This is a genomic window from Massilia genomosp. 1, from assembly GCF_011682185.1.
GTDB lineage: Bacteria > Pseudomonadota > Gammaproteobacteria > Burkholderiales > Burkholderiaceae_D > Telluria_A > Telluria_A rubra.
This window is the reverse complement of sequence record NZ_WHJF01000055.1, coordinates 13,545-37,697: the sequence shown is the minus strand read 5'-3', so window position 1 is coordinate 37,697 and position 24,153 is coordinate 13,545. Positions and strand designations below refer to the sequence as shown.

The following is a 24,153-nucleotide window of genomic DNA, read 5'->3' as shown; positions in this document are numbered from 1 at the left end:
GCTCAGGCGCGGCATCCGGGCGCCGCGCGCAGCAACTGCGCGAAGCATTCCTCGCTGGTCGCTTGCGAAAACAGGAAACCCTGGGCGTAGTCGCAGCCGGCCTGGCGCAGCCAGTCGCGCTGCGCCGCCGTTTCGACCCCCTCGGCGATCACTTTCAGGCCCAGCTTGTGCGCCATCGCAATGATGGTCTCGGCGAAGATCTGGCTGTTCGGGTTGGTGGTGAGCATGTCTTTGACAAATGACTGGTCGATTTTCAGGAAGTCGACCTTGAATTTGTTCAGGTAAGCCATCGACGAGTAACCGATGCCGAAGTCGTCGATGGTCAGCTGCACGCCCGCCTGTTGCAGCCGGGCCAGCTTGTCGCGCACGCCGGGGGAATCGTCGAGCAGCACACCTTCGGTGATTTCGACCGCGATGCGCGCCCCGGCGCGGCCCAGCAGGGCCAGGTCGTCATCCCAGGTATTCTTGACGAGCCGGCTCATGAATTCGACCGGCGACTTGTTCACGCTGATCTGGAACGGCGTGCCGGTCAGCTCGGCCAGGCGCACCGCGCACGGCACCGCCTGCGACAGTACCCAGGCGTCGATTTCGCCGATCAGGCCGGCTTCCTCGGCGATCCCGATGAAGCGCTCCGGCAGCACCAGCGAGCCGTCCGGATGGCGCCAGCGCACCAGCGCCTCGGCCTTGACGATGGCTTCGGTGGCCAGCTCGACGATGGGCTGGTAATACACCAGCAGTTCGCAGCGCGCCAGCGCCTGGCGCAATTCGTCGATCACTTTCAGGCGCGCCCAGGCCGTATCGCGGATGTCTGGCGTGAAATAGCTGAAGCGGTTGCGCCCGCCGTGCTTGGCCACGAACATGGCCTGGTCGGCGTTGCGCAACAGGTCGTTGGGGTGGTGCGCATCTTGCGGGTACAAGCTGATGCCGATGCTGCCCGAGACATGCACCTGCTTGCCGCCGATGGCAAACGGACGCGCCAGTTCGGCCAGGATGTCGCCCACCAGCACCTCGACGAAGGCCGGCTTGCTCACCTCGTTGAGGATGATCGTGAATTCGTCGCCGCCGATGCGCGCCACGGTGTCGGTGGCGCGCACGCAGCCCTGCAGGCGCTGGGCGCAGTGTTGCAGCAGCTGGTCGCCCGCATCGTGGCCAAAGCGGTCGTTGACTTCCTTGAAGCCGTCCAGGTCGATGAACAGCAGGGCCAGCGCAAAGCCCGTGCGCGCGGCGTGCCGCACGTCGTGTTCGAGGCGCTCGCGGAACAGGGTGCGGTTCGGCAGGCTGGTCAGGCTGTCGTAATAGGCGTTGCGCAAGATCTTCGCTTCCGACGCCTTGAGTTCGGAAATATTGCGCGCGGTGCCGGCAATCGAATCGACTTCGCCGTCCTTGTTGATCACTGGCATCAGTACATAGCGGTAGGTGTGCGCGGCGCCATCGGGCGCCGTGCATTGCAGCTCGCCGCGCCCGATGGCGCGCGTCTGCACCACGGCGCCCAAGTCTCGCTCGAGCTGGTCGGCAAAGGCGGGGCAGAAATCGGCTAGCCTGTGCTCGCAGGGATTCTTGCCGGCCGTGCCGAACAGGCGCACCAGCGCCCGGTTGGCGTATAGCACGTGGCCGTCGGTGTCGGCAATGTAGTGCAGGTCCGGGGTGGCCGAGAGCAGGGTGTCGAAACGGTGCGTGATGCCATCTTTTTCGGTGAAATACGCTTCCAGCGACTCTGACAGCGCCTGGTCGATGGCTTCGTTAAAGCGGATCAGGTCCTCGTTGGCCAGGTCGTTGCCGTCGCCGTCGCGGTCGGCCCACAGGCGCATCACGCTGGCGCGCAGGGCGCGGAATTCGGCCACCGTATCGGTGACGGTGAAGCCGGCGCTCATGCGGCCGGAGCCGTGCTTCTCGGCCTGGGTGTCGGCGGCATGGGGCGGCGCCCGTCCGCGCGCCTTGTCGGCCTGTTCGGACGGCGTCTGCGGCCGCTCCAGGTCGGACGCAATGGCGCCCAGCATGCCGGCCGCATGGTCACGCAGGCGTTCGTGCGGCATATGGCGCGCAGCGGGAATGCTGCGCGCAAATTCGTCCCAGTGTTGCAGGATGGCAGGCAGGTTGTTGCGGATAAAACGCGCGATGCGCGTCTTGTCATTCTCAAGTGGCTGGTTCATGGTTTGGTCGCACGTTAATCCTAACGAGTTAGACGGGCAGGCTGCAAAAAAGTTCCGCATGCACCTGACAATTTCTGGGGGAATGGCGACCGCATCCCATTGACGCGATCGTGGGACCGACCGGCCGTGCGGCGCTATCGTCGGAATCGTGGCGCTGTCCGGCGCGTCCCGTCCCGAGGAGGAAAACATGAATCCACTGATCAAGAAGGCTCGCCTGGCATTGCTCGCAACCGTGCTCGGCTGCCATTGCCTGCCCGCACCGGCGCAGACCGGCGCGCTGGCCGCCGCGCCGCCCGCGCAAGCGGCGGCGTCCGCGCCGGCCAGCCTGATGCTCGCCGTGCGCTACTGGAGCGAAGCGGCCTTGCGCGCCAACGCGCTCGATCATACGCCACCGCCGCCCGGTTCGGCGCGCCCCTATTACGAGCAGTACGGGCCGGCGCGTTCCAGCCGCGCGCTGGCGATCTACCACCTGGCCCTGTTCGAAGCGCTCAACGCCGTGCTGCCCAGCTATCCCGGCTACACCGGCATGGCGCAGGCGCCCTCGGACAGCTCGCCCGACGCCGCGCTGGCCACGGCGGCGCGCGCGACGCTGCAAGCGCTGTACCCCGGGCAAGCGCGCGCCGTCGAGCAAACCTACCGGAACGCCATGCTGCGCGTCGGTCCCGGCCGCGCCCGCGATAACGGCGTCGAGACCGGCCGCCGCCGTGCTGGCCATGCACGACCCGCGCGGCGGCCCGGACGACCTCGTGGTCGGCGTCAATTTTTTCCCGAGCAATGCACCGGGTAAATGGCGACCCGATCCCGTGAGCCGCGATCCGCGCGCGCTCGGCGCGTTGTGGCAAGATGCGACGCCGTTCGTGCTACCCTCGGTTCAACCGTTCCGCCCGCCGCCGCCGCCGGCCCTCGCCAGCGCGGCCTATGCCGCCGCCTTCGAGGACGTGCGCCGGCTCGGCGGCGACGGCGTGCGCACGCCCACCGTGCGCACGCCGTCCCAAACCGTGTCGGGCATTTACTGGTCGTACGAGGGCACCCCGCTGATCGGCGTCGCGCCGCGCCTGTACAAGCAGATCGCGCTGCACATCGGTTCGCGCCGCAATCTGTCCGGCCTGCAGATGGCGCGCATGCTGGCGCTGGTCAACGTGGACATGGCCGACACCTGCCTGGTGGTATGGAAAACCAAGTACGCCGAGCAATTCTGGCGCCCGCTGACGGGCATTCGCGAAGCCTCGCCCGGCGCCAGCCCGACCGGCGTGGGCGACGGCAACCCCGCCACCCGCGCCGATCCGTCCTGGACCCCGCTGGGCGCGCAGGCCAGCAACACCAGCGAGCCGGACTTTACGCCGCCGTTTCCCTCCTATCCGTCCGGCCACGCCAGCTTCGGCGGCGCGCTGTTCCAGACCCTGCGGCGCTTTTACGGGACCGATGCGATCGCGTTTTCCTTCGTTTCCGACGAGTTCAACGGTGTTACGCGCGACAACGAGGGCCGCGTGCGTCCGCGCCTGGTGCGCGGCTTCGGGTCGCTCTCGCAGGCCGAATACGACAACGGCCGCAGCCGCATCTACCTCGGCGTGCATTGGGATGTCGACCGCCACGCCGGGCAGCAGGTCGGGCGCCGCGTGGCCGACGACGTCTTCGAACGCGGCCTCGTGCGTCCGGCGCCGTGACCGCTTGCCGGAAAGGAGAGTACCCATGACGACCCTGGAACTGCTCGGCTTCGGCCCGCGCCAGACGCCCTCGCGCATCGTGTTCAGCGCGCCCGGCCTGCGCCTGCGCTGTTACGGCGCCGGCACGCGGCGCCACCCGCCGCTGCTGATCGTGCCGGCGCCGATCAAGCGCTGCTATGTCTGGCACCTGGCGCCTGGGCACAGCGTGGTGCGCCAGGCGCTCGCGCGCGGCGTCGGGGTGTACCTGATCGAATGGACCGAGCTCCCCGCCCGCGCCGGCATGCCCGGGCTGGCCGATTACGCCGGGCCGCTGATCGACGCCTGCGTCAAGGTCATCCAGCGGCGCAACGCTTGCGTGCAGGTGGCGTTGTTCGGGCATGCGCTGGGCGGCGTCCTGGCCGCGCTGCACAGCGCCTGGCGGCCCGGGCACGTGGCGGCGCTGGCCCTGTTCGAGGCGCCCATTAACGTCGATGGCCTGGCGCCGCTCGTGCGGCTCGTCACCGGCACGGCCTTGCTGGCCAGCTTGCCGTCCGAGCGCGGCCGCCCGCTGCCCGGGTCGCTCCTGAGCGCGATCTTCGCCAACGCCGCGCCCGCTGCGTTCTACGCCGGCCCGGCCATCGATGTTGTGGCCAGCGCGCCGTTTCCCGGCCTGCTCGCGACCCACCTGCGGGTGCGGCGCTGGACGCTCGATAAACTGCCGATGTCGCGTGCATTGTTCGACGACGCGCTCGCGCTGCTGTTCGCGCACAACAGCTTCATGCATGGCGACCTGGTATTGAACGGGACGCGGCTCGATCCGGGCCAGGTGCGCGCGCCGCTGCTCAGTTTGTACCGGCCGCTGAGCGCGCTGGTTCCGCCCGGGGCGGTGCTCGGCTTTCATGAGGCAGCCGGCAGCGCGCACAAGGTGCTGTTGCCCTACCTGGGCGATGTGGGAGTGGCGCTGCAGCATGTCGGCGCGCTGGTGGGCGCCGGCGCGCACCAGCTGGTGTGGCCGCGCGTGTTCGACTGGCTCGAGCGGCTTGGCCCACTGTCTACGGCGAGGGCGCCAGTGGCTCGCTCAGCAAGGCTTCGAGACGCAGGTCGTCGCGGTGGAACATGGCCTGGTCGGCATGACCGCCGACCAGGGCGCGCCAGCCGATGTAGACGCCATAGGCACGCTCGCGCCGGTAGCAAGCCTCGGCCCCGCTCTTGCGGCGCGCCTCGGCCATGAATTGCGCAATCTGGGCCGCGCAATGGGTGGTGATGGCCGCATAGCTGTAAAGGCGCGGCAGGTGCGGCGGCACTGGTGTCATGGTAGCCCCCCGGGCCGGGTCGACAGCGGTTCTGGATCATCCTCGGCAATGCATGCCGGGCCACCATCCCATGACGATGGCCTTATCACCTTGGACCGTGCCGCGCTTTCCGTGTTCCCGCGATGTGCTGGGGGGCGAACCGCGCGCCGCGTCCGGGAATATGACAGGTATGATGCGGAAATGGACTCGAAAATAGCGGATGAGGAACGCATCAACTTCAGCGACCGGCTCAAGACGGCCTTGCTGGCCGCCGGCCTGCCGCTCAAGCCCGCGCCGTTCGTGCGCGCCTTCAACCTGCGCGCCGATGGCGCCGCCGTGACGATCCATGCGGCGCGCAAATGGCTCGCCGGAGAGACCCTTCCCACCCATGAACGCATCCTGATCCTGGCCAGCTGGCTGGGCGTGCATGCCGCCTGGCTGCGCTACGGCGACGCCGAAAACGCCGACCAGTCCTTGTCCACGATTCCGGAAGCGTTGCTCTCGACCGTCGATCTGGCCCTGCTCAAGGATATCGTGTCCCTGCCGGAGTCGACCCAGCAGATCGTGCGCCAGATCGTCGACGCGTTCCTGCGCAATCACCGCAGCGCGGGCCTGCGCTCCGGCAAGCACGGTTCACACCAGTAAACGGTTCGGCTCAGCTTTCGCGCCAGCTTGCCCAGTGACGCGCCAGGTCCGCGTCGCGCCCGGCGACCAGTTCGCCCTTGCCAACCTGGACCAGGCTGGTGCTGAAGGCGCCGTCGGCCTTGATGACCTGGACGAAAGGCGCCATCTCGGCTGCGTGCGAGGTGGCGTTGTCGACGATGAGCAGGCCGTGCGGGCGCAGGACGCGCTTGAGGTCGGCCCACCAGCCCGGATACGCGGCGCGCTCCGAATCGAGGAACACCAGGTCGTAGGCGCCGTCGGGAGCCTGCGCCAGCACCTGGCCGGCTTCGCCTTCGCGCTGGGTGATGACGGCGTCCAGGCCGGAGGCGACAAAATTCATGCGCGCCATCGCCAGCTTGTCGGGCGCCATCTCGATGGTGGTGACCTTGCCGCCCCTGGCGGCCACGGCGTCGGCCAGCCACAAGGTCGAATAGCCGTTCGAGGTACCCACTTCGAGGATCGCGCGCGCGCCCAGCGAATCGATCACGTGGGCCAGGAACTGGCCGGTGCCGCGCGTGATGTTGAGCATGCGGCGCCCGCGCTCGTCGTGGGCGGCGTCGTTGGCTTGGCCGAAGTGTTCGATCTCGCTTAACAGTGCTTGCAGTGCCATGTCCATATTGACAATCCTGACTGGTTGATAACCCGGAAATTATCCCATTTTTCCGCGCGGCTGCGTTGGTCAGCCTGAAATAGTGCAAAAAAATACAGCAAGGCGCCCAGCCGCCGATGCGCAAGGTCAGCGGACCCGGTGCAGGTCGGCGTGACCGTCATGCCGTTCACGGTGATGGTGCTGAACCTGCCTTTCAGCTTGGCCGCGCAGACAAGCGCTTGGCCGGCCCGGTCGTCGTCGTCGTGGCTGCCGCACGTCCGAGGAGCGAGCGCCGTTCCGCCGACATGCTGCGGTCATATTCGACATATATGATCGACAACTTTCCAGCGCATCCACGGAGCCACGCATGTCCACCAGCAGACGCACCTTTCTCAGCCTGGCTTCGGCCGGCGCCGCCAGTACCTTGTTCCCCGACCTGATCCGCGAGGCGCTGGCCGTGCCCGCCAATAACGTTACAGGCACCATCGCCGACGTCGAGCACGTGGTCATCTTCATGCAGGAAAACCGGTCATTCGATCACTATTTCGGCAGCTTTCCGGGCGTGCGCGGCTTCGACGATCCGCGCGCCATCACGCTGCCGAGCGGCAAACCGGTGTGGTACCAGCCGGACGCCGCCGGCAGCCACGTGCTGCCGTTCCACTTCGACGCCAAAAACACCAGCGCGCTCTCGCTCGGCACCGACCATTCGTGGAAAGGCGCGCAAGCGACGTGGCAGGGCTGGGACGCCTGGGTCAAGAAAAAGTCGCCGCAGAGCATGGGTTACTTCGATCGCGGCGATCTGCCGTTCTACTACGCGCTGGCGGACGCCTTTTCCATCTGCGACGCCTACCACTGCTCGATCTTCGGCCCCACCGATCCGAACCGTTTCTATTCGCTGTCGGGCACCAGCCGTGGGCGCATGAACTCCCTGGGCAGCCTGTACAACGTCAACGCGGCCGGCTACTACAACAACGATCCCCGCTACGACAACGTGTCGGCCGCCACCACGGCCAGCGCGCCGGCCTGGCGCACCTACGCCGAGGTGCTCGAAGCGAACGACGTCAGCTGGAAGGTGTACCAGGAATGGGACAATTACGGCGACAACTACCTGGCGTACTTCAGGCAGTTCCGGGTCAACCCCGACGGCAGCCGCCTGTCGCCCGACAGCGCCCTGTACCAGAAGGGCCGCGCGCTCGCGCCCGGCTCGACCGAAGCCAATGCGCGCGGCACCAAGGGTGACTGGATGGTGGCCGACTTCGCCGACGACGTGCGCTACAACCGCCTGCCCAAGGTCTCGTGGATCGTCGCGCCCAACGACTACACCGAGCACTCGCCGAACTCGCCCAACGCCGGCGAAAACCTGACGGCGCGCCTGCTGGCGGCGCTGGTGGCCAATCCGGTGGTGTGGTCCAAGACCGTGTTCCTGCTCACCTACGATGAAAACGATGGTTTCTTTGACCATGTGCCGCCCAACATTCCGCCGCTCGACCCGAGCATGGGCCGCACCACGCTCGCTGACGTCGGCGCCGACGAAAACCTGGCCGGCGTGCCGGTGGGCCTCGGGCCGCGCGTGCCGATGCTGGTCATTTCGCCGTGGAGCCGCGGCGGGCGCGTGTGCTCGCAAGTGTTCGACCACACGTCCAAGCTGCGCTTCCTGGAAGAGTGGCTCACGCTCGGCCTGAAGAAGAACCGCGCCAGCGCCACCCTGGACAATATCTCGCCGTGGCGGCGCGTGGTGTGCGGCGACCTGACCTCGGCCTTCGATTTCAAGTCGCCCAACAGCGCCTGGCCGGCCAGCGTGCCCAAGTCGACCGCGTATGCGCTGGTGTCGGGCAAGCCGTATCCGGCCCCGCCCGCCCGGCAAACCCTGCCGCTGCAGGAACCCTGCAAGACCGTCACCGGCACGCGTCATGCCTGCGCGCTGCCGTATGTGCTGGGCGTACACGCGACGGCGGGCGCCGGCAAGCAGATCGAACTGTCGTTCATCAACAGCGGCAAGGCCGGGGCGGCCTTCATCGTGTATTCGAACGCGCGCGGCGACGGGCCGTGGTACTACACGGTCGAAGCCGGCAAGCGCATCGACCGGGAAACGTGGAACTGGAGCGGGGCGCGCTATCACCTGAGCGTGACCGGCCCCAACGGCTTCCTGCGCGAACTGGCCGGCGCCACGGCGCCCGGCGCGGCCAGGCCGGAAGTGCAGGTCAACTACGACCTGGCCGGCGCCAATGTGCATCTGCTGCTCTCGAACGTGGGCGGCGCGGCCGCCTGCACCTTCACCATGATCGACAATGCCTACGGCGCCGCCGTCTCGACCTATGTGGTGGCGGCCGGGCAGCAGCAAGCGGTGCAGTGCCTGCTGGCCGGCAGCTTCGGCTGGTACGACTACAGCATCGGCTGCGATGCCGATCCAGCGTATCTGCGCCGCGTGGCCGGCCACGTGGACAACGGCGCGCCGGGCCGCACCGATCCGGCCATCGGCGCCAACCGCCGCCGCGTGGTCTTGACGGCCAGCGCTGCGGTGGTGATGCGCGGGGCCAGCGTGAGCGTGACGTACGCAGCGCCGGCCGGCAAGCGCGATCCGAAAAACTGGATCGGCCTGTATCCGGCCAACGCCACGCCGGGCGCCGGCCAGCCTGCGCTGCAATGGGCGACTGTGGCGGCCGCCAACGGCACCCAGGCCTTCGATACGGCCAAGCTGGCGGTGGGCGACTACATGGTCTGGTATTTCCATCAGGGCGGCTACGTGGCGCTGGGCGAGGCGGTGACAGTGAGCGTGACGCAGTTTGCCACCAGCACGCCGGCCATCAAACGCGGCGCGCCGATCGGGTTTACGTTCGCCATTCCCGCCAGCCGGGTCGCCGCCAGGAACTGGATCGGCATTTACCGCGCCGGCACCTCGCCGGGAGCGGGCGGCTCGGCCATCTGGCAGTACGTGGCGCAGGCCGGCGCCAGCGTCACCTTCGACAGCAACAGCCTGGCGCCGGGCGCCTACAGCGCCTGGCTGCTGTACAACGACGGCTACGCCGCGCTGGGCGGGCCGCTGACGATCAACGTCGCCTGATCTATATACTTCACCGGAAGAGCAACCATGTTCGAGCGATTCATACAGACGGCCCTGGCCATCACCCTGCTGGCCGCCGCCGCCGGCGCCACTGCGGGCGTGCTGCGCGTCGAGCAGCGCGCCGCGCTGGCGCAGGCCGGCCAGATTCTCCAGTCCAGCAATTTTGACGACTTCGGGGCCGGCTATCACTTCCCCGGCAGCGGTTTCACGCGCGGCGGGGTGCGCTACAACTCGGCCGAAAACCTGGTCGTGGGCGGCGGCACGGGGTTTTCCATCGGCCAGTCGCGGCCGGTGATGTCGAACGAGTACTGGTCGCCGATCGAAGGCAGCATCGGCGCCGACCTGCCTTACACCCTGTTCGGCTTCGACGCGGCGGTGACGGGCGGCAGCGTCGACGTCATCCTGGCGACCAATCTGGGCAGCTACCTGTTCGACGGCCTGCTGCTGCAGGACGGATTGGCGGGGCTGGACTTCCTCGGCTTCCAGGCTACCGGGGGCGAGTATTTTACCGGCTTCGCGCTGCGCAGCATGGGTGAGGGCTACCTGGCCGGCATCACCAACGTGGCGCTGGGCGAGGCGCGCACGGCGTTGCCGGAACCGGGCGCCTTGGGCTTGCTGCTGATCGGGCTGGGCCTGCTGCTGGGAAGGGTGCGCGGCTTTACAGGCACGCCGCTTTTCCATTAAACCCGGATGGCCGCAGCGCTACGCGGCCATGTTTTCGGACCAGTCCACCTGGAGTACCTCCCCCAAATGGTCGTGGGCGGCGGCATGCGCCTTGCCATCACCGGCCCCAACGGCTGCGGCAAGACCAGCTTGCTGCGCATGTTCGCCGGCACGCTGGCGCCGTTGTCCGGCGCCTGCCGCGTGCTGGCGCCGCACGCCTGGCTCGACCAGCACGCCAGCGCGTCGCTGGCGCCGGAGCGCAGCGTGCTCGAGCACCTGGCCGCGCTCGGGTCCACGCTCCCGGTGAGCGACCTGCGCAGCCGCCTGGCCTTGCTGGGACTGGCTGCGGCGCAGGTCGCTGCGCCGCTGTCGCGCCTGAGCGGGGGTGAACGGCTCAAGGCGGCGCTGGCGTGTGCGCTGTGGCGGGGCCAACCGGCGCGCCCGCTGCTGCTCGACGAGCCCACCAATCACCTCGACCTGGCCTCGGTGCGTGCGCTCGAAGAGGCGCTGCAGGCGTAGCGGGGCGCGCTGGCGGTGGTGTCGCACGATGCGCGCTTCCTGGCCAGCCTGGGGCTCACGCACAGCCTGGCGTGGAGCGCGGCGGGCTGGCGCCTGCGCGCGCTGGACTGAGGCGGGCGAGGAGGGGCGTCAACAAAAACACGGGCGGCGCGTTGGTGGTTATGATGGCGGCGGAGCGTTGCTCCGACTTCGCGTCAACCCTTGACAAGACCAACAAACACGACAAAACAATGAAAAAAATCACCACCCGGCTGGCGACGCTGGACGACATCGACCCGCTCGCCACCTTGTTCGACGCTTACCGCCAGTTTTATGCGCTGGACCCGGACCTGGCCCTGTCGCGCCAGTTCATCCTCGACCGCATGCTGGGCCACGAATCGGTGCTGCTCATCGCCGAAGATGAAACGCGTACGCCCGCCGGCTTTTGCCAGATGTACCCGACCTTCTGCTCGCTGGCCGCCGCGCCCATCTACGCCCTGTACGACCTGTTCGTGCTGCCCGAGGCGCGCCATCTCGGCGCCGGCCGCGCCCTGATGCTGGCGGCCGAAGCGCACGCCCTGCGCAACGGCGCCGTGCGGCTCGACCTGACCACCGCCAAGACCAACCTGGCGGCCCAGGGCCTGTACAAGGGGCTCGGCTGGAAGCGCGACGATATCTTCTATGCATACAGCAAAACCCTGGCCGCATAGCTTGATCTGGCACAAGGTCAGGCGAACAATTTTTCACCCATTGCGGAGCAAGGTCAAACAGGCGTACATTAGCGTCTTCATAAGCTTGATCAGGAGATCAGCAATGGGTTCCAGTAAATTTTTACGTTTGAGTTTGCTTGCCGCTGCCGCCCTCGGCGTGGCCGCCGTTCCCGTGGCGGCGCGCGCCGACGAAACCTGCAATTCGCCCTACATGTCGGGCCTGATCAAGGGGCAGGAAGATTACCTGTATGTCTGGACCCTGGGCGTGAAGGGCGTGGGCGACGGTTTCGACAAGATGGTCACGCTGGACGTCAATCCGGCCTCGAAAAAGTTCGGCCAGGTGGTCGCCCAGGTATCGGTCGGCAAGCGCGGCGAGGCCCATCACATGGGCTTTACGGACGACCGCCGCTTTCTCTGGGCCGGCGGGCTGGACGACAGCAAGATCTACGTGTTCGACGTGCATACCGATCCGGCCAGGCCGAAGCTGGTGAAAACGATCGACGACTTCGCCAAGCGCTCGGGCTATGTCGGCCCGCACACCTTCTACGCGCTGCCGGGCCGCATGCTGATCGGCGCGCTGTCGAACGACAAGGACCGCGGCGGCGTGACCGGCATGGCGGTCTACAACAGCAAGGGCGACTTCATCGCCAAGCACGCCATGCCGACCACGAGCGGCGGCGACGGCTACGGCTACGATATCGCGATCAGCCCGAGCAAGAACGCGATGCTGAGCTCGAGTTTCACGGGCGCGGTCAATTACATGACCGATCTCGGCAAGCTGATCAAGGATCCGGCGGCGATGAAGCAGTTCGGCAACACCATGGTGATGTGGAACCTGAAATCGATGCAGCCCGAAAAAGTGCTGAACGTGCCTGGCGCGCCGCTCGAAATCCGCTGGTCGCTCAAGGAAGGCGACGAGTGGGCCATCACCGCCACCGCGCTGACCTCGAAGATCTGGCTGGTCAAGAAAGATGCGGCCGGCGCCTGGCAAGCCAAGGAAGTGGCCACCATCGGCGACCCGGCCAAGGTGCCGCTGCCGGTCGACCTGTCGATCACGGCCGATGGCAAGGGCTTGTGGGTCAACACCTTCATGGATGGCACCACGCATTATTTTGACATCAGCAATCCGGAAGCCCCGAAAGAAACCTATTCCAAGCGCACCGGTTCGCAGGTGAACATGGTCTCGCAAAGCTGGGACGGCAAGCGCCTGTACATCAGCAGTTCGCTGCTGGCCAACTGGGACAAGAAGGGCGCCGACGACGAGCAGTTCGTCAAGCTGTTCGCCTGGGATGGCAAGGAACTGAAAGAAACCTTCAAGGTCGACTTCGCCAAGCTGAAACTGGGCCGCGCGCACCACATGAAGTTCGGCGCCGCTCCCGGCCGCGCCAGCGCCGATGCGGGGCAGGGCGCGCCGCAGCCCGTCGTGCGCGTGGCGGGCCGCTGACTTGGGCCTGCCGGCATGGGCGCTGGCGCTGGCGGTGCTGACGCCGCCAGCGAGCGCGGCGCCGGCGCAGTTCGCGCTGCCGGCGCCGGGCGCCTACAAGCTCGAACGCATCCACAAGGCGCCCGACGGCATTGTGCTCGACAGCGATGGCAGCCGTCACCGCTTGTCGGAATTTACCACCGGTAAAGTCACGCTGTTTTCCCTGATCTACACCTACTGCACCGACGCCAAGGGTTGCCCGCTGGCGTACGAAACCTTGCACAGCTTGAAGAAAATCCTGGGTCAGGACCCGTACACGCGCGACAAGGTGCGCTTTGTGAGCATGAGTTTCGATCCCGCTTACGATACGCCGCCGGCCATGCGCAGCTACGGCGGGCTTGATGCGCGCGAGCGCGGCGGGGTCGACTGGCGCTTCCTGACCAGCCGCTCGAACGCCGAGCTCGCGCCCATCCTGGACGGCTTCGGCCAGGATGTGTCGGTGGCCGCCGGGCGCGCGCCGGGGCAGCGCGCGCCGACCCTGTCGCACCTGCTCAAGGTGTATCTGATCGATGCCAGCGGCACCGTGCGCGAAATCTATTCCACTTCCTTTCTTCAGCCCGGCGTGGTGCTGAACGACATCCGTACGCTGCTGCTCGAACAAAAAAGCAAGTCTTGATGTGAACGCGTCGCTGCGCCGGGCAGTCCGGAAAATTTCGCGGAAATTTTCAACCAGTATTTCCCCGATATCCTGGCGGGAGATTTTTCGCTATTGTCGGACAATGAACGGCTTGGGGAGGTTTTTTGGGTCTTGTTAATGGATGCGATGGATCTCGATGACGGCGACCCGGTGAAAATCAAGATGGCGGCGTGGGATATCACCTGGCTCGATGATCTGAAAAGAAGGCAAGAAGGAGGGCGCTGGACGGCAAAACAGGAGGAAAGCAGTATCAGGGCGAACATGGCAGACAGGTTCCTCAGTCGGCCAGTTGCGCCAACATGGACCAGCGCGCCGCCGATAGCGCGACCGGCTGATCAGCCGCCCCGCGTCGCCGAGCAGCCTATTCAGGAGGGCGCCTCCATGGACACCGCCGTCACGTATTACCAACGCATTCCATTGTCGCGAGACAAGCCCTCGGTCGTCTACAAGTTTTACAGCGATACGGCGCGCGCGCCCGAACGTTACTCGCCTCCCGATGGGTGGGTTCCTGACAAGAATCTGTATCTTCGCCTGATGTCCGGCGTCATCGACGCATCCGACATTGTCAGCGAAAGGGAGGCTTTGCAAATCATGAAGGACCTCGACGGAGAGTACTAATACCCGCCCAAAAAAGGTGGTGTCGTGGTCCGCGTCGCGCGGCCGGTCAAGGCGCTTGTTCGCGGTCACGCTCTGATCGCCAAGGCATTGGTCGATGGACCATGCGGGGCAGGCCGGGACCCCGGCTACGGCAAAGTCGCGCCTGTTCAAGGAGAATCTGGCGTACTCCGGCAGCACCGTGCGCCAGCCCGGTTCCACTTCTTTTCTTCTGTCCCCCAGGGTGCTGAACCTATCCGCAGGCTGCTGCTCAAGGGCATGTGTACGCCGCGAGGGCGTATTTACTTATTGCAGTCAGAGTGTTTTGTCAATTTCCAAAAATACATAAAAAATGATTAAAAGCACTGAATTGGGCATGTCACATAGTTTCTTTTAAGAAATCCCAGTGCGCCGCACGCTCTTGTCGTCCGTGCAAGGGGCCGATGCAAAAATTGCTCTCTCATAGGGGGAAATCCCTTGCATCGCAGGCGAGGAGGATACGCCGGTGCCGTATGTACCCGCCTATGAAAAAGCAAACTCCCTGCAAAAATTTCCAAGTAGAAATATCTAGAATGTTGACTCTATGCGCACAGACTTGTCGGTGTTGCATTTTTGTCTCATTTCCATTAAGCACTTTGTAAGATGTTGTTTGTATGAATATAATGTCGTCGCGCAAGAAAAGTGTTGTCTTTGCATCCATGTCGTTGCTCCGTAGTCCGCCTTTTCCACCGCGCCGTTCCCGTCCGATTCCCAATCGCAGTCAGCGATGCCGCGTGCATTGCGGGCGATTTATTGCCCGCATTCTCAATTGATGAAGCCAATCATGTTTAAAAGTGCCTTGCCCATGTTGAAGTCCCGATCATCGTCCGTGTTTGCCGGCCTGCTCCGGGTGGCGGCGATCGCCTTGCTCGGCCTGCCATTGCAGGCCGCCGCTGTCGATATGCTGGTGTCGCGCCTGACCGACACGCCGGATCCGGCCGTGCGCGGCGGCACGATTGTGTATTCCGCCTCGGTGACCAACAACACCAGCGACATCGCCAACGACGTCAAGATCGTGTTCACGCTCGATCCGCAGACCAGCTTCGTGTCGGTGAGCGATAACGCCTGCGTGTACGCTGCCGGGACCAACAAGGTCACCTGTAGTTACGCCACGGTGGCGGGCGATGGCGCCGGCGCGGGAACCGCCGACCTCAAGGATATCGACCTGACCGTGCGCACCCTCGCTGGCGCCGGCCAGACGGTCAGCATGCTGGCGGCGGTGAGCACGAGCGATCCGGACAGCAACGCCGGCAACAATTCGCTGTCCCAGCTGACCACCATCGACAACGGCGCCGACCTGGCGCTGGTCCTGAGCGGTTCGCCCGGCAGCCTGATGGCCAGCGGCACCCTGGTGTACAGCGCCAACCTGACCAATAACGGTCCGGATACGGCCGGCGCCACCAAGGCCACCTTCACCCTGAGCCCGAACCTGAGCTACCAGAGCGCGGCCGGTTCCGGCTGGTCGTGCGGCGCGGCGGGGCAGGTGGTGACGTGTACCAGGCCGAGCGCGGCCAAGGGCGCCTTGCCGCTCATTACCATCAACACCAAGGCGACCGGCACCACCACCGGCACCATCACCACCACTGGCGTGGTCACCATCAGCGGCAGCGCGACCGACTTCAACAACAGCAACGACGCGTCCTCGGTCAACACCATCATCACCGTGGGAACCGACCTGGCCGTGACCAAGACCGTCTCGCAAGGCCTGGTCGGCAGCGGCCAGCCAGTCAGCTTCACCCTGGCGCCACGCAACCTGGGCCCGATGACGGCCACGAACGTGGTGGTCAGCGACAGCGTGCCCGCCGGCTTTGTCGTGATCGGCGCCACCGGCACCGGCTGGACCTGCACCGTCAACGGCCAGAACGTCAGCTGCACCCGCCCGAGCTATGCCGTCGGTGCCGCACAGGACATCGTCATCAGCGCCACTGCGCCGAGCGTGCAGGCGCAGACCAGCGCGACCAATACCGCCAGCATCGGCAGCGACACGCCGGATGGCGACACCAGCAACAACAGCGGCTCGGTCAATATCAGCATCGTGCCGGACGGCATCGACCTGTCGATCACCAAGACCAAGACCCCGAACCCGGTTGCCCAGGGCGGCAATATGGTCAGCACCATGCGCGTGACCAACCAGGGTCCGGGCGCGGCGCTTGCCGGTGAAGTCAAGATCGTCGACACCTTGCCGGTGGGCGAAACCTTCGTCGGCGCCAGCGGCGCCAACTGGACCTGCGCGCCGCAAGCCGGCCAGGACATCAGCTGTACCTACAACCTGCCGCTGGCACTCAATGCGCAGACCTCGAACCTGGTCCTGAGCACCACCGCGACCGTCGCCGGCACCCTGACCAATACCGCCTGCGCGGCCTACACCGACAGCATTGGCGCCAAGATCGACCCGATCGCCGCGAATAACTGCGTCAGCGCGACCTCGCAATCGACCCAGACCCCCAACGCCGCCGATCTGCAGCTGACCAAGACGGCCGCCCCGGGCACCCTCAACTGGAACGCGCCGACCATCAGCTACACCCTGACCATCACCAATGCCGGTCCGGGCGAATCGACCAACGTGGTACTGTCCGACCCGATTCCTGGCTACATTCCCAACAAAACCGTGGTGAACGCGGCCAAGAGCGGCGGCACCAGTCCGGCGGGCTTCACCTGCACCCCGGGCGCGATGGTGACCTGTTTCCTGAGCAGCGGCACGATGGCGCTCGGCTCCAGCGTGGAAATCACCGTGACGGTCACGCGTCCCCTGCTCGACAGTAGTGGCCAGCCCGGCAACAAATGGGTGAACGCGGCCAGCGTACGTTCCAACGCACAGGGCGATCCGGTTCCGGCGAATAACGTCGCTACCGCCGACGTGCAAGTCGACCCGGTCGCCGACGTGAGCGTCGTCAACACCGTGACCCCTGGCTCGGTAGCGGCCGGCACCAACGCCACCTATGTGATGACGATCAATAACAATGGCCCGTCGAGCGCGAACGGCGTCACCATCACCGATGTGTTCACGATTCCCGAAGGCTCGATGAGCGTGCTGTCGGTCAGTGCCAGCAACGGCGGCGTATGCCAGCCTTACGATCCGGCCACCCGGACCATCAGCTGCGCCATGGGCAATATGGACTCCGGCGCGACCCGCACGATCACGGTCGTGACGCGTCCCGACTACATGGACAACCAGCCGAATCCGCGCACCATCGGCAGCACCGCCACGGTCGCAACGACCAGCAACGACAGCGACATGGGCAACAACACCTCGTCGAACACGCTGGCAGTCACCCCGGCCACGCTCGACCTGCTGGTCAACAACACCGACAACGTCGATCCGATGGGCTTCGTGCCTGGCGGCGCCGCCTTCCCGGACAACGTGGTCACCTACCGCAACGCCATCACCAACCGTGGTCCCTCGGTCGCCACCCACCTCAAGCTGAGCTATGTCATGAAGCCGCCTGCCGGCAAGACCATGACCTTCCTGGGCGGTAAACTGCTGCCGGATGGACAGGCGTATGCCAATTACTGCAACCAGGTGAACACCCAGGTAACGGGGCCGGCGCAGATGACGGTGAGCTGTAATTTCCCGACTTCCGATATCCTGATGGGCAACAATGCCAGCACCGACCTGTACCTCGACTTCCGCGTCGACAGCCAGCCGACCGGCTCGGGCGACACTTACCAGTCGACGGTCACGGTCTCCTCGCGCGAACCGGAAGCGCTGACGCCGAACAACTCGGCCGACCAGAGCACCACCATCAAGATGCGGGTCGACCTGAAGATGTCCAAGGCCGCCTTCGCCTGGAACGGCGCCGCCAATGTTGGCGCCACGGCAGTGCAGCTGCGCCAGCCATTCTTCTGGGTTTTGACCCTGAACAACGCCGGTCCGGGCAACAGCAACGGCACCGTGATCAATGACGTGCTGCCGGCCGGCCTGACGGTCTACACCGGCGGTGCGACCGCGCCGTACAACGCGGCGCCGTACAACGCGGGCCTGACCTGGAGCACCAACAACGCGGCGCCGACCAGCGGCACCTGCGCCGGCGCCGGCGCCACGATCAACTGCAACCTCGGCTTGCTCGAAGCGAACAAGTCGGCCACCGTGCGCATTCCGGTGATCGCCACCGTCGTCAACCCGGCGCTGGAAAACTGCGGCACCGCCACCACCAGTGACGTCGAACGCACCGCCGTCGACAACCGCGGCTGCGCCACGGTTGCCGTGCAGCCTTCCTCGATCGCCGGCGTCGTGTACGAAGACAGCAACAACGACGCCGTCAAGGCGGCGGGCGAAACCGGCATTACCGGCGTCACCCTGCGCCTGGACGGTAGCGATATCTACGGCAATGCCGTGGCCAACGTCACCACCGTCACCACCGCCGGCGGCGCTTATGTATTCAATAACCTCTCGCCAGGCACCTACAAGGTCACCGAAGTCCAGCCGGCGACCTACCTCGACGGCAAGGATGCCGCCGGCACCGCCGCTGGCACCGCCAGCGACGCCACCGCCGACGAGATCAGCAACATCGTGCTGCCGGCCAGCACCAACGCCACCGGCTACCTGTTCGGCGAACTGAAACCGGCGAGCCTGTCGGGCTTCGTCTTCGTCGACCTCGACAAGGACGCCGTGCGCGACGTGACCGGCATTCCGGCAACCGATGAGAGCGCCGGCGTGACCAGCGTCACCATGACCCTCTCGGGCAACGACGACTTCGGCCCGGTGAACGCCACCGTGCAGACCGGCGTTAACGGTTCGTACAGCTTCGCCAACCTGCGCCCCGGTACCTACCAGGTGGTGCAGCAGACCCTGTCGGGCGTGACCCATACCGGCATGACCATCGGCAGCAAGGGCGGCAACGACGGCGCCACCGTGCTGGCCGCGAATACCCCGGTACTCGGCCTCTCCAAGCGCAGCATCGGCAACGTGGTGCTCGCTTCGGGCGACGCCGCCATCAACAACAATTTCGGCGAAACCGGCCAGGGCCTGGGCGGCGCCGTGTATGCCGACCTGAACAACAATGGCGTCAAGGATGCGGGCGAACCCGGCATTCCGGGCGTGCAAGTGACCCTGTCGGGCAATACCTCGACCGGCGCCAGCGTGTGCGTCGAAATCTCGCCGAACCCATGCACCATCGTCACCGACAGCAACGGCAGCTACAGCTTCACCGGCCTGCCATCGAGCGACGCCACCGGCTACGTGCTGGCCGAGCAAAGCCAGGCCACAGCGCCACTGTCGAACTACGCCGACGGCATCGACGCGGTCGGCACCGTCAACGGCGTGCCGCGCGGCAGCATGACGAACGACAAGTTCAGCGGCATCGTGATCGGCACCGGCCAGTTCGGCAGCAACTACAATTTCGGCGAATCGACGGCCGCCCTGTCGGGCAAGGTCTATCTGGACGCCGACCGCAGCGACACCTTCAATGGCGCCGACACCCCGTTGCCGAACGTGACCGTGACCCTGTCGGGCACCACCGCGACCGGTGCGAATGTGTGTACCATCATCAGCACCTGCGTCGGCCAGACCGACGCCAACGGGAACTACAGCTTCACCGGCCTGCCGGCCAGCAATGGCGCCGGCTACACCGTCGTCGAAACCCAGCCGGTCGACTTCATGGACGCCACCAACACGCTCGGCACCGGCGCCGCCGTGCCCGGCAACCTGGGCGTGATCGGCGACAGCGCCTTCAATGGCGTGGTGCTCACCGCCGGCCAGAAGGGCATCAACTACCTGTTCGGTGAAGCCACCGGCAAACTGAGCGGCTTTGTGTATGCCGACAAGAACAACAACGGCGTCATGGACGCCGGCGAAGACGGTATCGGCGGCGTCTCCCTGGCCTTGAGCGGCACGGCGGCCAGCGGCGGCAACGCCTGCGGCGCGCCGACCTGCACGGCCACCACCAACCCCGACGGTTCGTACAGCTTCAGCTTCCTGCGCAACGCCAACGGCGCCGGCTACACCGTCACCGAAACCCAGCCTGCCGCTTACCTGGACGGCATCACCCGCAAGGGCAAGGTCGGCGCCGCGCCGTGCGCGGCCTGCGTCGACAATGTGGCCAACGTGATCGGCACCATCGCCTACGTGGTGGAAAAGACCCACAGCGACTTTAACTTCGGCGAACTGCTGCCGGCCAGCGTGAGCGGTGTTGTCTACGCGGACAGCAACCAGAATGCCTCGCTCGACAAGGATGAACAGATTGCCGGCGTGAGCGTCACCCTGACCGGCTTTGACGACCACGGCGCGGCCGTCAGCCTGAGCACGACCACCGCGGCCGATGGCAGCTACCGTTTCGACAAGCTGCGTCCGAGCAGCGGCGCCGGTTACACCGTGACCGAAACCCATCCGGCCGGCTTTAACGATTTCCCTGGCAATACCGGCTCGCAGCCGGGCACCATTGGCGCTGTCGCGACCGGCGTAGCCGTACCGAACAGCATCAGCGGCTTGCAACTGGTGCAGGGCGACGCCGCCGTAAACTACAATTTCCGCGAAATCGGCGCCAGCATTGCCGGCGCCGTCTACTTCGACGTCAACAACAACGGCGTGCGCGACAGCACCGAGCCGCCATTCCCTGGCGTCACCGTGCGCCTGGTCGGCCCGACCCCGCGTACCGCGGTCACCGGCGCCGATGGCAGCTTCCTGTTCACCGGCCTGATGGCGGGCAACTACAGCATCGTCGAAACCCAGCCGAACGGCGTGGACGATGGCCGCGATACGGCCGGCTCGCTCGGCGGCACCATCAACGCCCCGAAAAACAGCATCGTCGGCATTAACCTGACGCCAGGCGCGGCAGGCGTAAACTATCTGTTTGGCGAGCGCAATGCGCCTGGCGCCAACGGTTCGCTGGCCGGTACCGTGTATGTGGACGCCAATAAAGATGGCAAGCGCGACAGCGGCGAGCAATTGCTGGCCGGCGTCACCCTGACCCTTACCGGCGTCGATGCCAAAGGCGCCCCGGTCACCATGACCGCGCAAACGGACAGCAACGGACACTACCTGTTCCCGTTCCTGATCCCTGGCGACTACAACCTGGCCGAAACCCAGCCAGCCAAGTGGTCCGATTTCGAGGCTGCGAGCGGCACCAAAATCGGTACCCTGGGCGGCGGCGCGGCCGGCCTGAACGCGGTCACCGCGATCCGGATTCCTGCCGCCGGCGGCGCGGCAACCGGTTACGACTTCCGCGAGTTCGATCCGAACGTGGTCGTCGGTCCGGCCAAGCTCGGCGGTCATGTCTACGTCGACGGCAACAAGAATGCCAAGCGCGAGCCGGGCGAAGCCCTGGCCGGCGTGACCGTCACCCTGACCGGTGTCGACGCCAAAGGCGTGCCGATTCCCGCACGCACCACCCAGACGGGCGCCGACGGCAGCTATCTGTTCGAGAACCTGGTTCCGGGCACCTACACCGTGGTCGAAACCCAGCCGGCCGCTTATGGCGAATTCCCGACCAACACCGGCAGCGCCATCGGCAGCGCCGGCGGCACCCTGGACGCGGGTCCGAACAAGACCACGGCCATCGTGATCGCCAGCGGCACCGATGCGCAAGACTACGATTTCCGCGAAGTGGGCGCCAGCCTGGCGGGCGTGGTGTACCGCGACGACAACCATAACGGCGTGCAAGACGCGGGCGAGCCTGGCATTGCCGGCGTGCCGGTCAGCGCAGTCGGCAGCAAGGGCGAAGCAGGGCGCGCCACCACCGGCGACGATGGCCGCTTCCTGATCGTCGGGCTTCCAGCGGACACCTACAGCCTGGTGGAAACCCATCCGGCCGCCTATATCGACGGCAAGGAAACCGCCGGCAAGATCGACGGCGCCGTGGCAGGCACGGTCGACAACAGCGGCTTCGACGCGAGCGCGCCGAAGAACAGCATCGGCGCGATCAAGCTGGGCGTGGCGCAAAACGGCGTGGATTACCTGTTCGGCGAACGCCGCGCACGCCTGGAAGGCTATGTGTATGTGGACGCCAACAACAACGGCCAGATGGACGCGGGCGAAACTCCGTTGCCGGGCGTACACGTGACGATGACGGGTGGCGAGAACTGCGCGCAAGGATGCGTGGCCGTCACCGGCGTCGATGGCAAGTATGTGTTCGAGAACCTGGTTCCCGGCCGCTACACCCTGCTTGAAACGCAAACCGACCTGCCGACCTCGAAATACATGGATGGCAAGGAAACCGCTGGCGTCGCAGGCGGCCTTGTGGACAACAGCAGCTTCGGCACCGCGCCGTCGCAAAACACGATCGCGCAGATCGACGTCACCAGCGACAAGCTGGCGGCCAACAACGGCGTGATCGGCGGCAACCTGTTCGGCGAGCGCGTGCGTCCGGGTCCTGAAGTCAAGGCCCCGATCATCAGCGGCTATGTCTGGCTCGATCATGACCATACGCGGACCCGTCCGAACAACCACGAAGGCGTGAAGGACTGGACCGTGACCCTGACACAGAACGGCAAACCGATCTGCACGGTCAAGAGCGATGCGAGCGGTTTCTACCAGTTCGACAACCTGCGTTGCCCTGGCTACGAAGGCACGGGCTTGCCGACCGGTCCCGGCTTCGAGATCCGCTTCACCAAGGATGGCAATGGCATGCCGAACGTTCCGACTTCGGCCGGTAACGCGGGCAAGCCGGCCGCTGGCGTGATCCGCGACATCACCTTGCTTGATAACAGCGACATCACCGAGCAGAACCTGCCGCTCAACCCGTCGGGCGTGGTGTACGACAGCGTGACCCGTCAACCGGTGCGTGGCGCGGTTGTCAGCGTCAGCGGTCCGGCTGGTTTCGATCCGGCGCGTCACTTGCTGGGTGGCCTGGAAGCGATCAAGCAGACCACCGGCAGCGATGGTGTGTACCAGTTCGTCCTGCTGAATAACTTCCCGGCAGGCACTTACAAGCTGGCGATCACCGGCTACCCGGTTGCTTATGTACCGGCTGAATCGACGAAGATTCCGTCGTGCCAGGGTGCGGCCTCGGTCATGGCCAACCCGAATCCGGCGCTGATCCAGAAGTCCGACACCGCCCCGGCATCCGGCGTGACCCTGCACAAGCCGAACGCTTGCGTCGGCGCGGTACCGGGCGGTGCGGACACCACCCAGTACTACTATACCTTCACGGTCGGCGCCGATGGCGCGCCGATCCTGAACAACCACTTGCCGATCGACAAAATCGAAGCGGCTGGCCTGGCGCTGACCAAAACCGGCGACAAGCAGCAGCTCGAATTTGGCGAAAGCCTGCTGTACACCCTGACCGTGCGCCAGACCAGCGGCACCGCGGTAGCACAGGCAACGGTGCGCGACAGCCTGCCGGCCGGATTCTCGCTGGTGCCTGGCACCGTCAAGGTCGATGGCAAGCCGGTGGCCGATCCGGCCGTGGTGGCGGGTCCCGTACTGGCCTTCAACCTGGGTCCTTTGGCCAGCAACAAGCAAGCGGTACTGACCTACCGCCTGCGCGCCGGCGTCGGCAGCCTGCAGGGCGACGGCATCAACCGCGCGATTGCATATGCCTGCAACGTGGCCAGCGGCTGCGTCACGCCGGGCTCGTACCAGCCGGTGCCGGACGCTTACCCGTCCAACCGCGCCGAGTACAAGGTGCGCCTGAGCGGTGGCGTGTTCACAAGCCAAGCATGCGTCGCCGGCAAGGTATTCGTCGACTGCAACGCTAACTCGGTGCAGGACAGCGAAGAGCTGGGCATTCCAGGTGTGCGTTTGTACATGGAAGACGGCACCTCGTTCACCACCGATGTGGAAGGCAAGTACAGCTACTGCGGCTTGAGCCCGAAATCGCACGTGATCAAGGCCGACAGCTTGACCCTGCCACGCGGCAGCCGCCTGACCACGACCAGCAACCGCAACCTGGGCGACGCCAACAGCATCTGGCTGGACGCGAAGAATGGCGAGCTGCTGCGCGCCGACTTTGCCGAGGGTTCGTGCTCGGCGCCGGTCATCGAGCAGTTGAAAGCCCGTCGCAGCCAGGGTGGCACGCGCGCGCCGGAAACGGAAGCCGTTCGCCTGCCGGGCCTGAAGTTCGACAGCAAAGCCCCTGCCGCGCCGCGGCAGGCGACCGACAGCGCCAACCAGGAACTGGTCAAGCCACGCCAGGGAGCAATCCCTGCCGGCGCGGGAGAAGCCCGTGCGCAATAAGCAACCATCCCGCCTGGCAC

13 protein-coding genes and 1 pseudogene are annotated in these 24,153 nt (G+C 65.9%); 12 read left to right on the top strand and 2 right to left on the bottom strand.

Annotation, left to right across the window (positions count from 1 at the left end):
- Nucleotides 1-2 precede the first annotated feature (2 nt).
- Complete coding sequence (locus F1735_RS19810) at nucleotides 3-2,150, bottom strand: putative bifunctional diguanylate cyclase/phosphodiesterase (RefSeq protein WP_167238542.1); 2,148 nt, start codon at nucleotides 2,148-2,150, stop codon at nucleotides 3-5.
- Between the two features lie 187 nt (nucleotides 2,151-2,337).
- Between F1735_RS19810 and F1735_RS19805 the strand changes: the two genes are divergently transcribed.
- The 4 genes from F1735_RS19805 (at nucleotide 2,338) to F1735_RS19790 (ending at nucleotide 5,730) form a co-directional block, all read left to right on the top strand.
- Complete coding sequence (locus F1735_RS19805; protein WP_167238541.1) at nucleotides 2,338-2,937, top strand: hypothetical protein; 600 nt, start codon at nucleotides 2,338-2,340, stop codon at nucleotides 2,935-2,937.
- On the top strand, nucleotides 2,855-3,814 hold the full coding sequence (locus F1735_RS19800; protein WP_167238540.1) for a vanadium-dependent haloperoxidase: 960 nt from the start codon (nucleotides 2,855-2,857) through the stop codon (nucleotides 3,812-3,814). The genes F1735_RS19805 and F1735_RS19800 overlap by 83 nt, the downstream gene beginning before the upstream one ends.
- 25 nt (nucleotides 3,815-3,839) lie before the next feature.
- Nucleotides 3,840-5,024, top strand: a complete 1,185-nt coding sequence (locus F1735_RS19795) for a PHA synthase subunit PhaC (RefSeq protein WP_167238539.1) — start codon at nucleotides 3,840-3,842, stop codon at nucleotides 5,022-5,024.
- Nucleotides 5,025-5,286: 262 nt separating this feature from the next.
- The gene (locus F1735_RS19790; protein WP_167238538.1) at nucleotides 5,287-5,730 is read left to right on the top strand and encodes a hypothetical protein; all 444 of its coding nucleotides are present in this window, start codon (nucleotides 5,287-5,289) and stop codon (nucleotides 5,728-5,730) included.
- 10 nt (nucleotides 5,731-5,740) lie between these two features.
- Here F1735_RS19790 and F1735_RS19785 read toward each other — a convergent pair whose 3' ends face one another.
- Complete coding sequence (locus F1735_RS19785; protein ID WP_167238537.1) at nucleotides 5,741-6,364, bottom strand: O-methyltransferase; 624 nt, start codon at nucleotides 6,362-6,364, stop codon at nucleotides 5,741-5,743.
- 340 nt (nucleotides 6,365-6,704) lie between these two features.
- On the opposite strand from F1735_RS19785, the gene F1735_RS19780 reads away from it, so the two are divergent.
- The 8 genes and pseudogenes from F1735_RS19780 to F1735_RS19745 all read left to right on the top strand — a co-directional run bounded on the left by F1735_RS19780 (nucleotide 6,705) and on the right by F1735_RS19745 (nucleotide 24,133).
- Complete coding sequence (locus F1735_RS19780; protein ID WP_167238536.1) at nucleotides 6,705-9,398, top strand: phosphocholine-specific phospholipase C; 2,694 nt, start codon at nucleotides 6,705-6,707, stop codon at nucleotides 9,396-9,398.
- Nucleotides 9,399-9,425: 27 nt separating this feature from the next.
- Entirely contained in the window at nucleotides 9,426-10,082 is a 657-nt protein-coding gene (locus F1735_RS19775; protein ID WP_167238535.1) for a hypothetical protein, read from the top strand.
- Nucleotides 10,083-10,160: 78 nt separating this feature from the next.
- Nucleotides 10,161-10,691, top strand: a pseudogene (locus F1735_RS19770) (ATP-binding cassette domain-containing protein); the annotation flags it as partial.
- A 119-nt stretch (nucleotides 10,692-10,810) separates the two neighbouring features.
- Nucleotides 10,811-11,269: a GNAT family N-acetyltransferase gene (locus tag F1735_RS19765; protein WP_167238534.1), complete on the top strand. Its 459-nt coding sequence runs from the start codon at nucleotides 10,811-10,813 to the stop codon at nucleotides 11,267-11,269.
- A 103-nt stretch (nucleotides 11,270-11,372) separates the two neighbouring features.
- On the top strand, nucleotides 11,373-12,713 hold the full coding sequence (locus F1735_RS19760; RefSeq protein WP_167238533.1) for a selenium-binding protein SBP56-related protein: 1,341 nt from the start codon (nucleotides 11,373-11,375) through the stop codon (nucleotides 12,711-12,713).
- Between the two features lies 1 nt (nucleotide 12,714).
- Nucleotides 12,715-13,368 (top strand): SCO family protein, encoded by a 654-nt coding sequence (locus F1735_RS19755; protein WP_167238532.1) that lies wholly within the window; start codon nucleotides 12,715-12,717, stop codon nucleotides 13,366-13,368.
- Between the two features lie 147 nt (nucleotides 13,369-13,515).
- On the top strand, nucleotides 13,516-14,007 hold the full coding sequence (locus F1735_RS19750; RefSeq protein WP_167238531.1) for a hypothetical protein: 492 nt from the start codon (nucleotides 13,516-13,518) through the stop codon (nucleotides 14,005-14,007).
- Between the two features lie 820 nt (nucleotides 14,008-14,827).
- Nucleotides 14,828-24,133 (top strand): SdrD B-like domain-containing protein, encoded by a 9,306-nt coding sequence (locus tag F1735_RS19745; protein ID WP_167238530.1) that lies wholly within the window; start codon nucleotides 14,828-14,830, stop codon nucleotides 24,131-24,133.
- The last annotated feature ends 20 nt before the right edge of the window (nucleotides 24,134-24,153 follow it).

Bases quoted from the DNA above. Each gene is read 5' to 3' on its own strand.
- F1735_RS19810 (WP_167238542.1), bottom strand. From the start codon at position 2,150: ATGAACCAGCCACTTGAGAATGACAAGACGCGCATCGCGCGTTTTATC.
- F1735_RS19795 (WP_167238539.1), top strand. From the start codon at position 3,840: ATGACGACCCTGGAACTGCTCGGCTTCGGCCCGCGCCAGACGCCCTCG.
- F1735_RS19780 (WP_167238536.1), top strand. From the start codon at position 6,705: ATGTCCACCAGCAGACGCACCTTTCTCAGCCTGGCTTCGGCCGGCGCC.
- F1735_RS19785 (WP_167238537.1), bottom strand. From the start codon at position 6,364: ATGGACATGGCACTGCAAGCACTGTTAAGCGAGATCGAACACTTCGGC.
- F1735_RS19790 (WP_167238538.1), top strand. From the start codon at position 5,287: ATGGACTCGAAAATAGCGGATGAGGAACGCATCAACTTCAGCGACCGG.
- F1735_RS19805 (WP_167238541.1), top strand. From the start codon at position 2,338: ATGAATCCACTGATCAAGAAGGCTCGCCTGGCATTGCTCGCAACCGTG.
- F1735_RS19775 (WP_167238535.1), top strand. From the start codon at position 9,426: ATGTTCGAGCGATTCATACAGACGGCCCTGGCCATCACCCTGCTGGCC.
- F1735_RS19765 (WP_167238534.1), top strand. From the start codon at position 10,811: ATGAAAAAAATCACCACCCGGCTGGCGACGCTGGACGACATCGACCCG.
- F1735_RS19750 (WP_167238531.1), top strand. From the start codon at position 13,516: ATGGATCTCGATGACGGCGACCCGGTGAAAATCAAGATGGCGGCGTGG.
- F1735_RS19760 (WP_167238533.1), top strand. From the start codon at position 11,373: ATGGGTTCCAGTAAATTTTTACGTTTGAGTTTGCTTGCCGCTGCCGCC.
- F1735_RS19745 (WP_167238530.1), top strand. From the start codon at position 14,828: ATGTTGAAGTCCCGATCATCGTCCGTGTTTGCCGGCCTGCTCCGGGTG.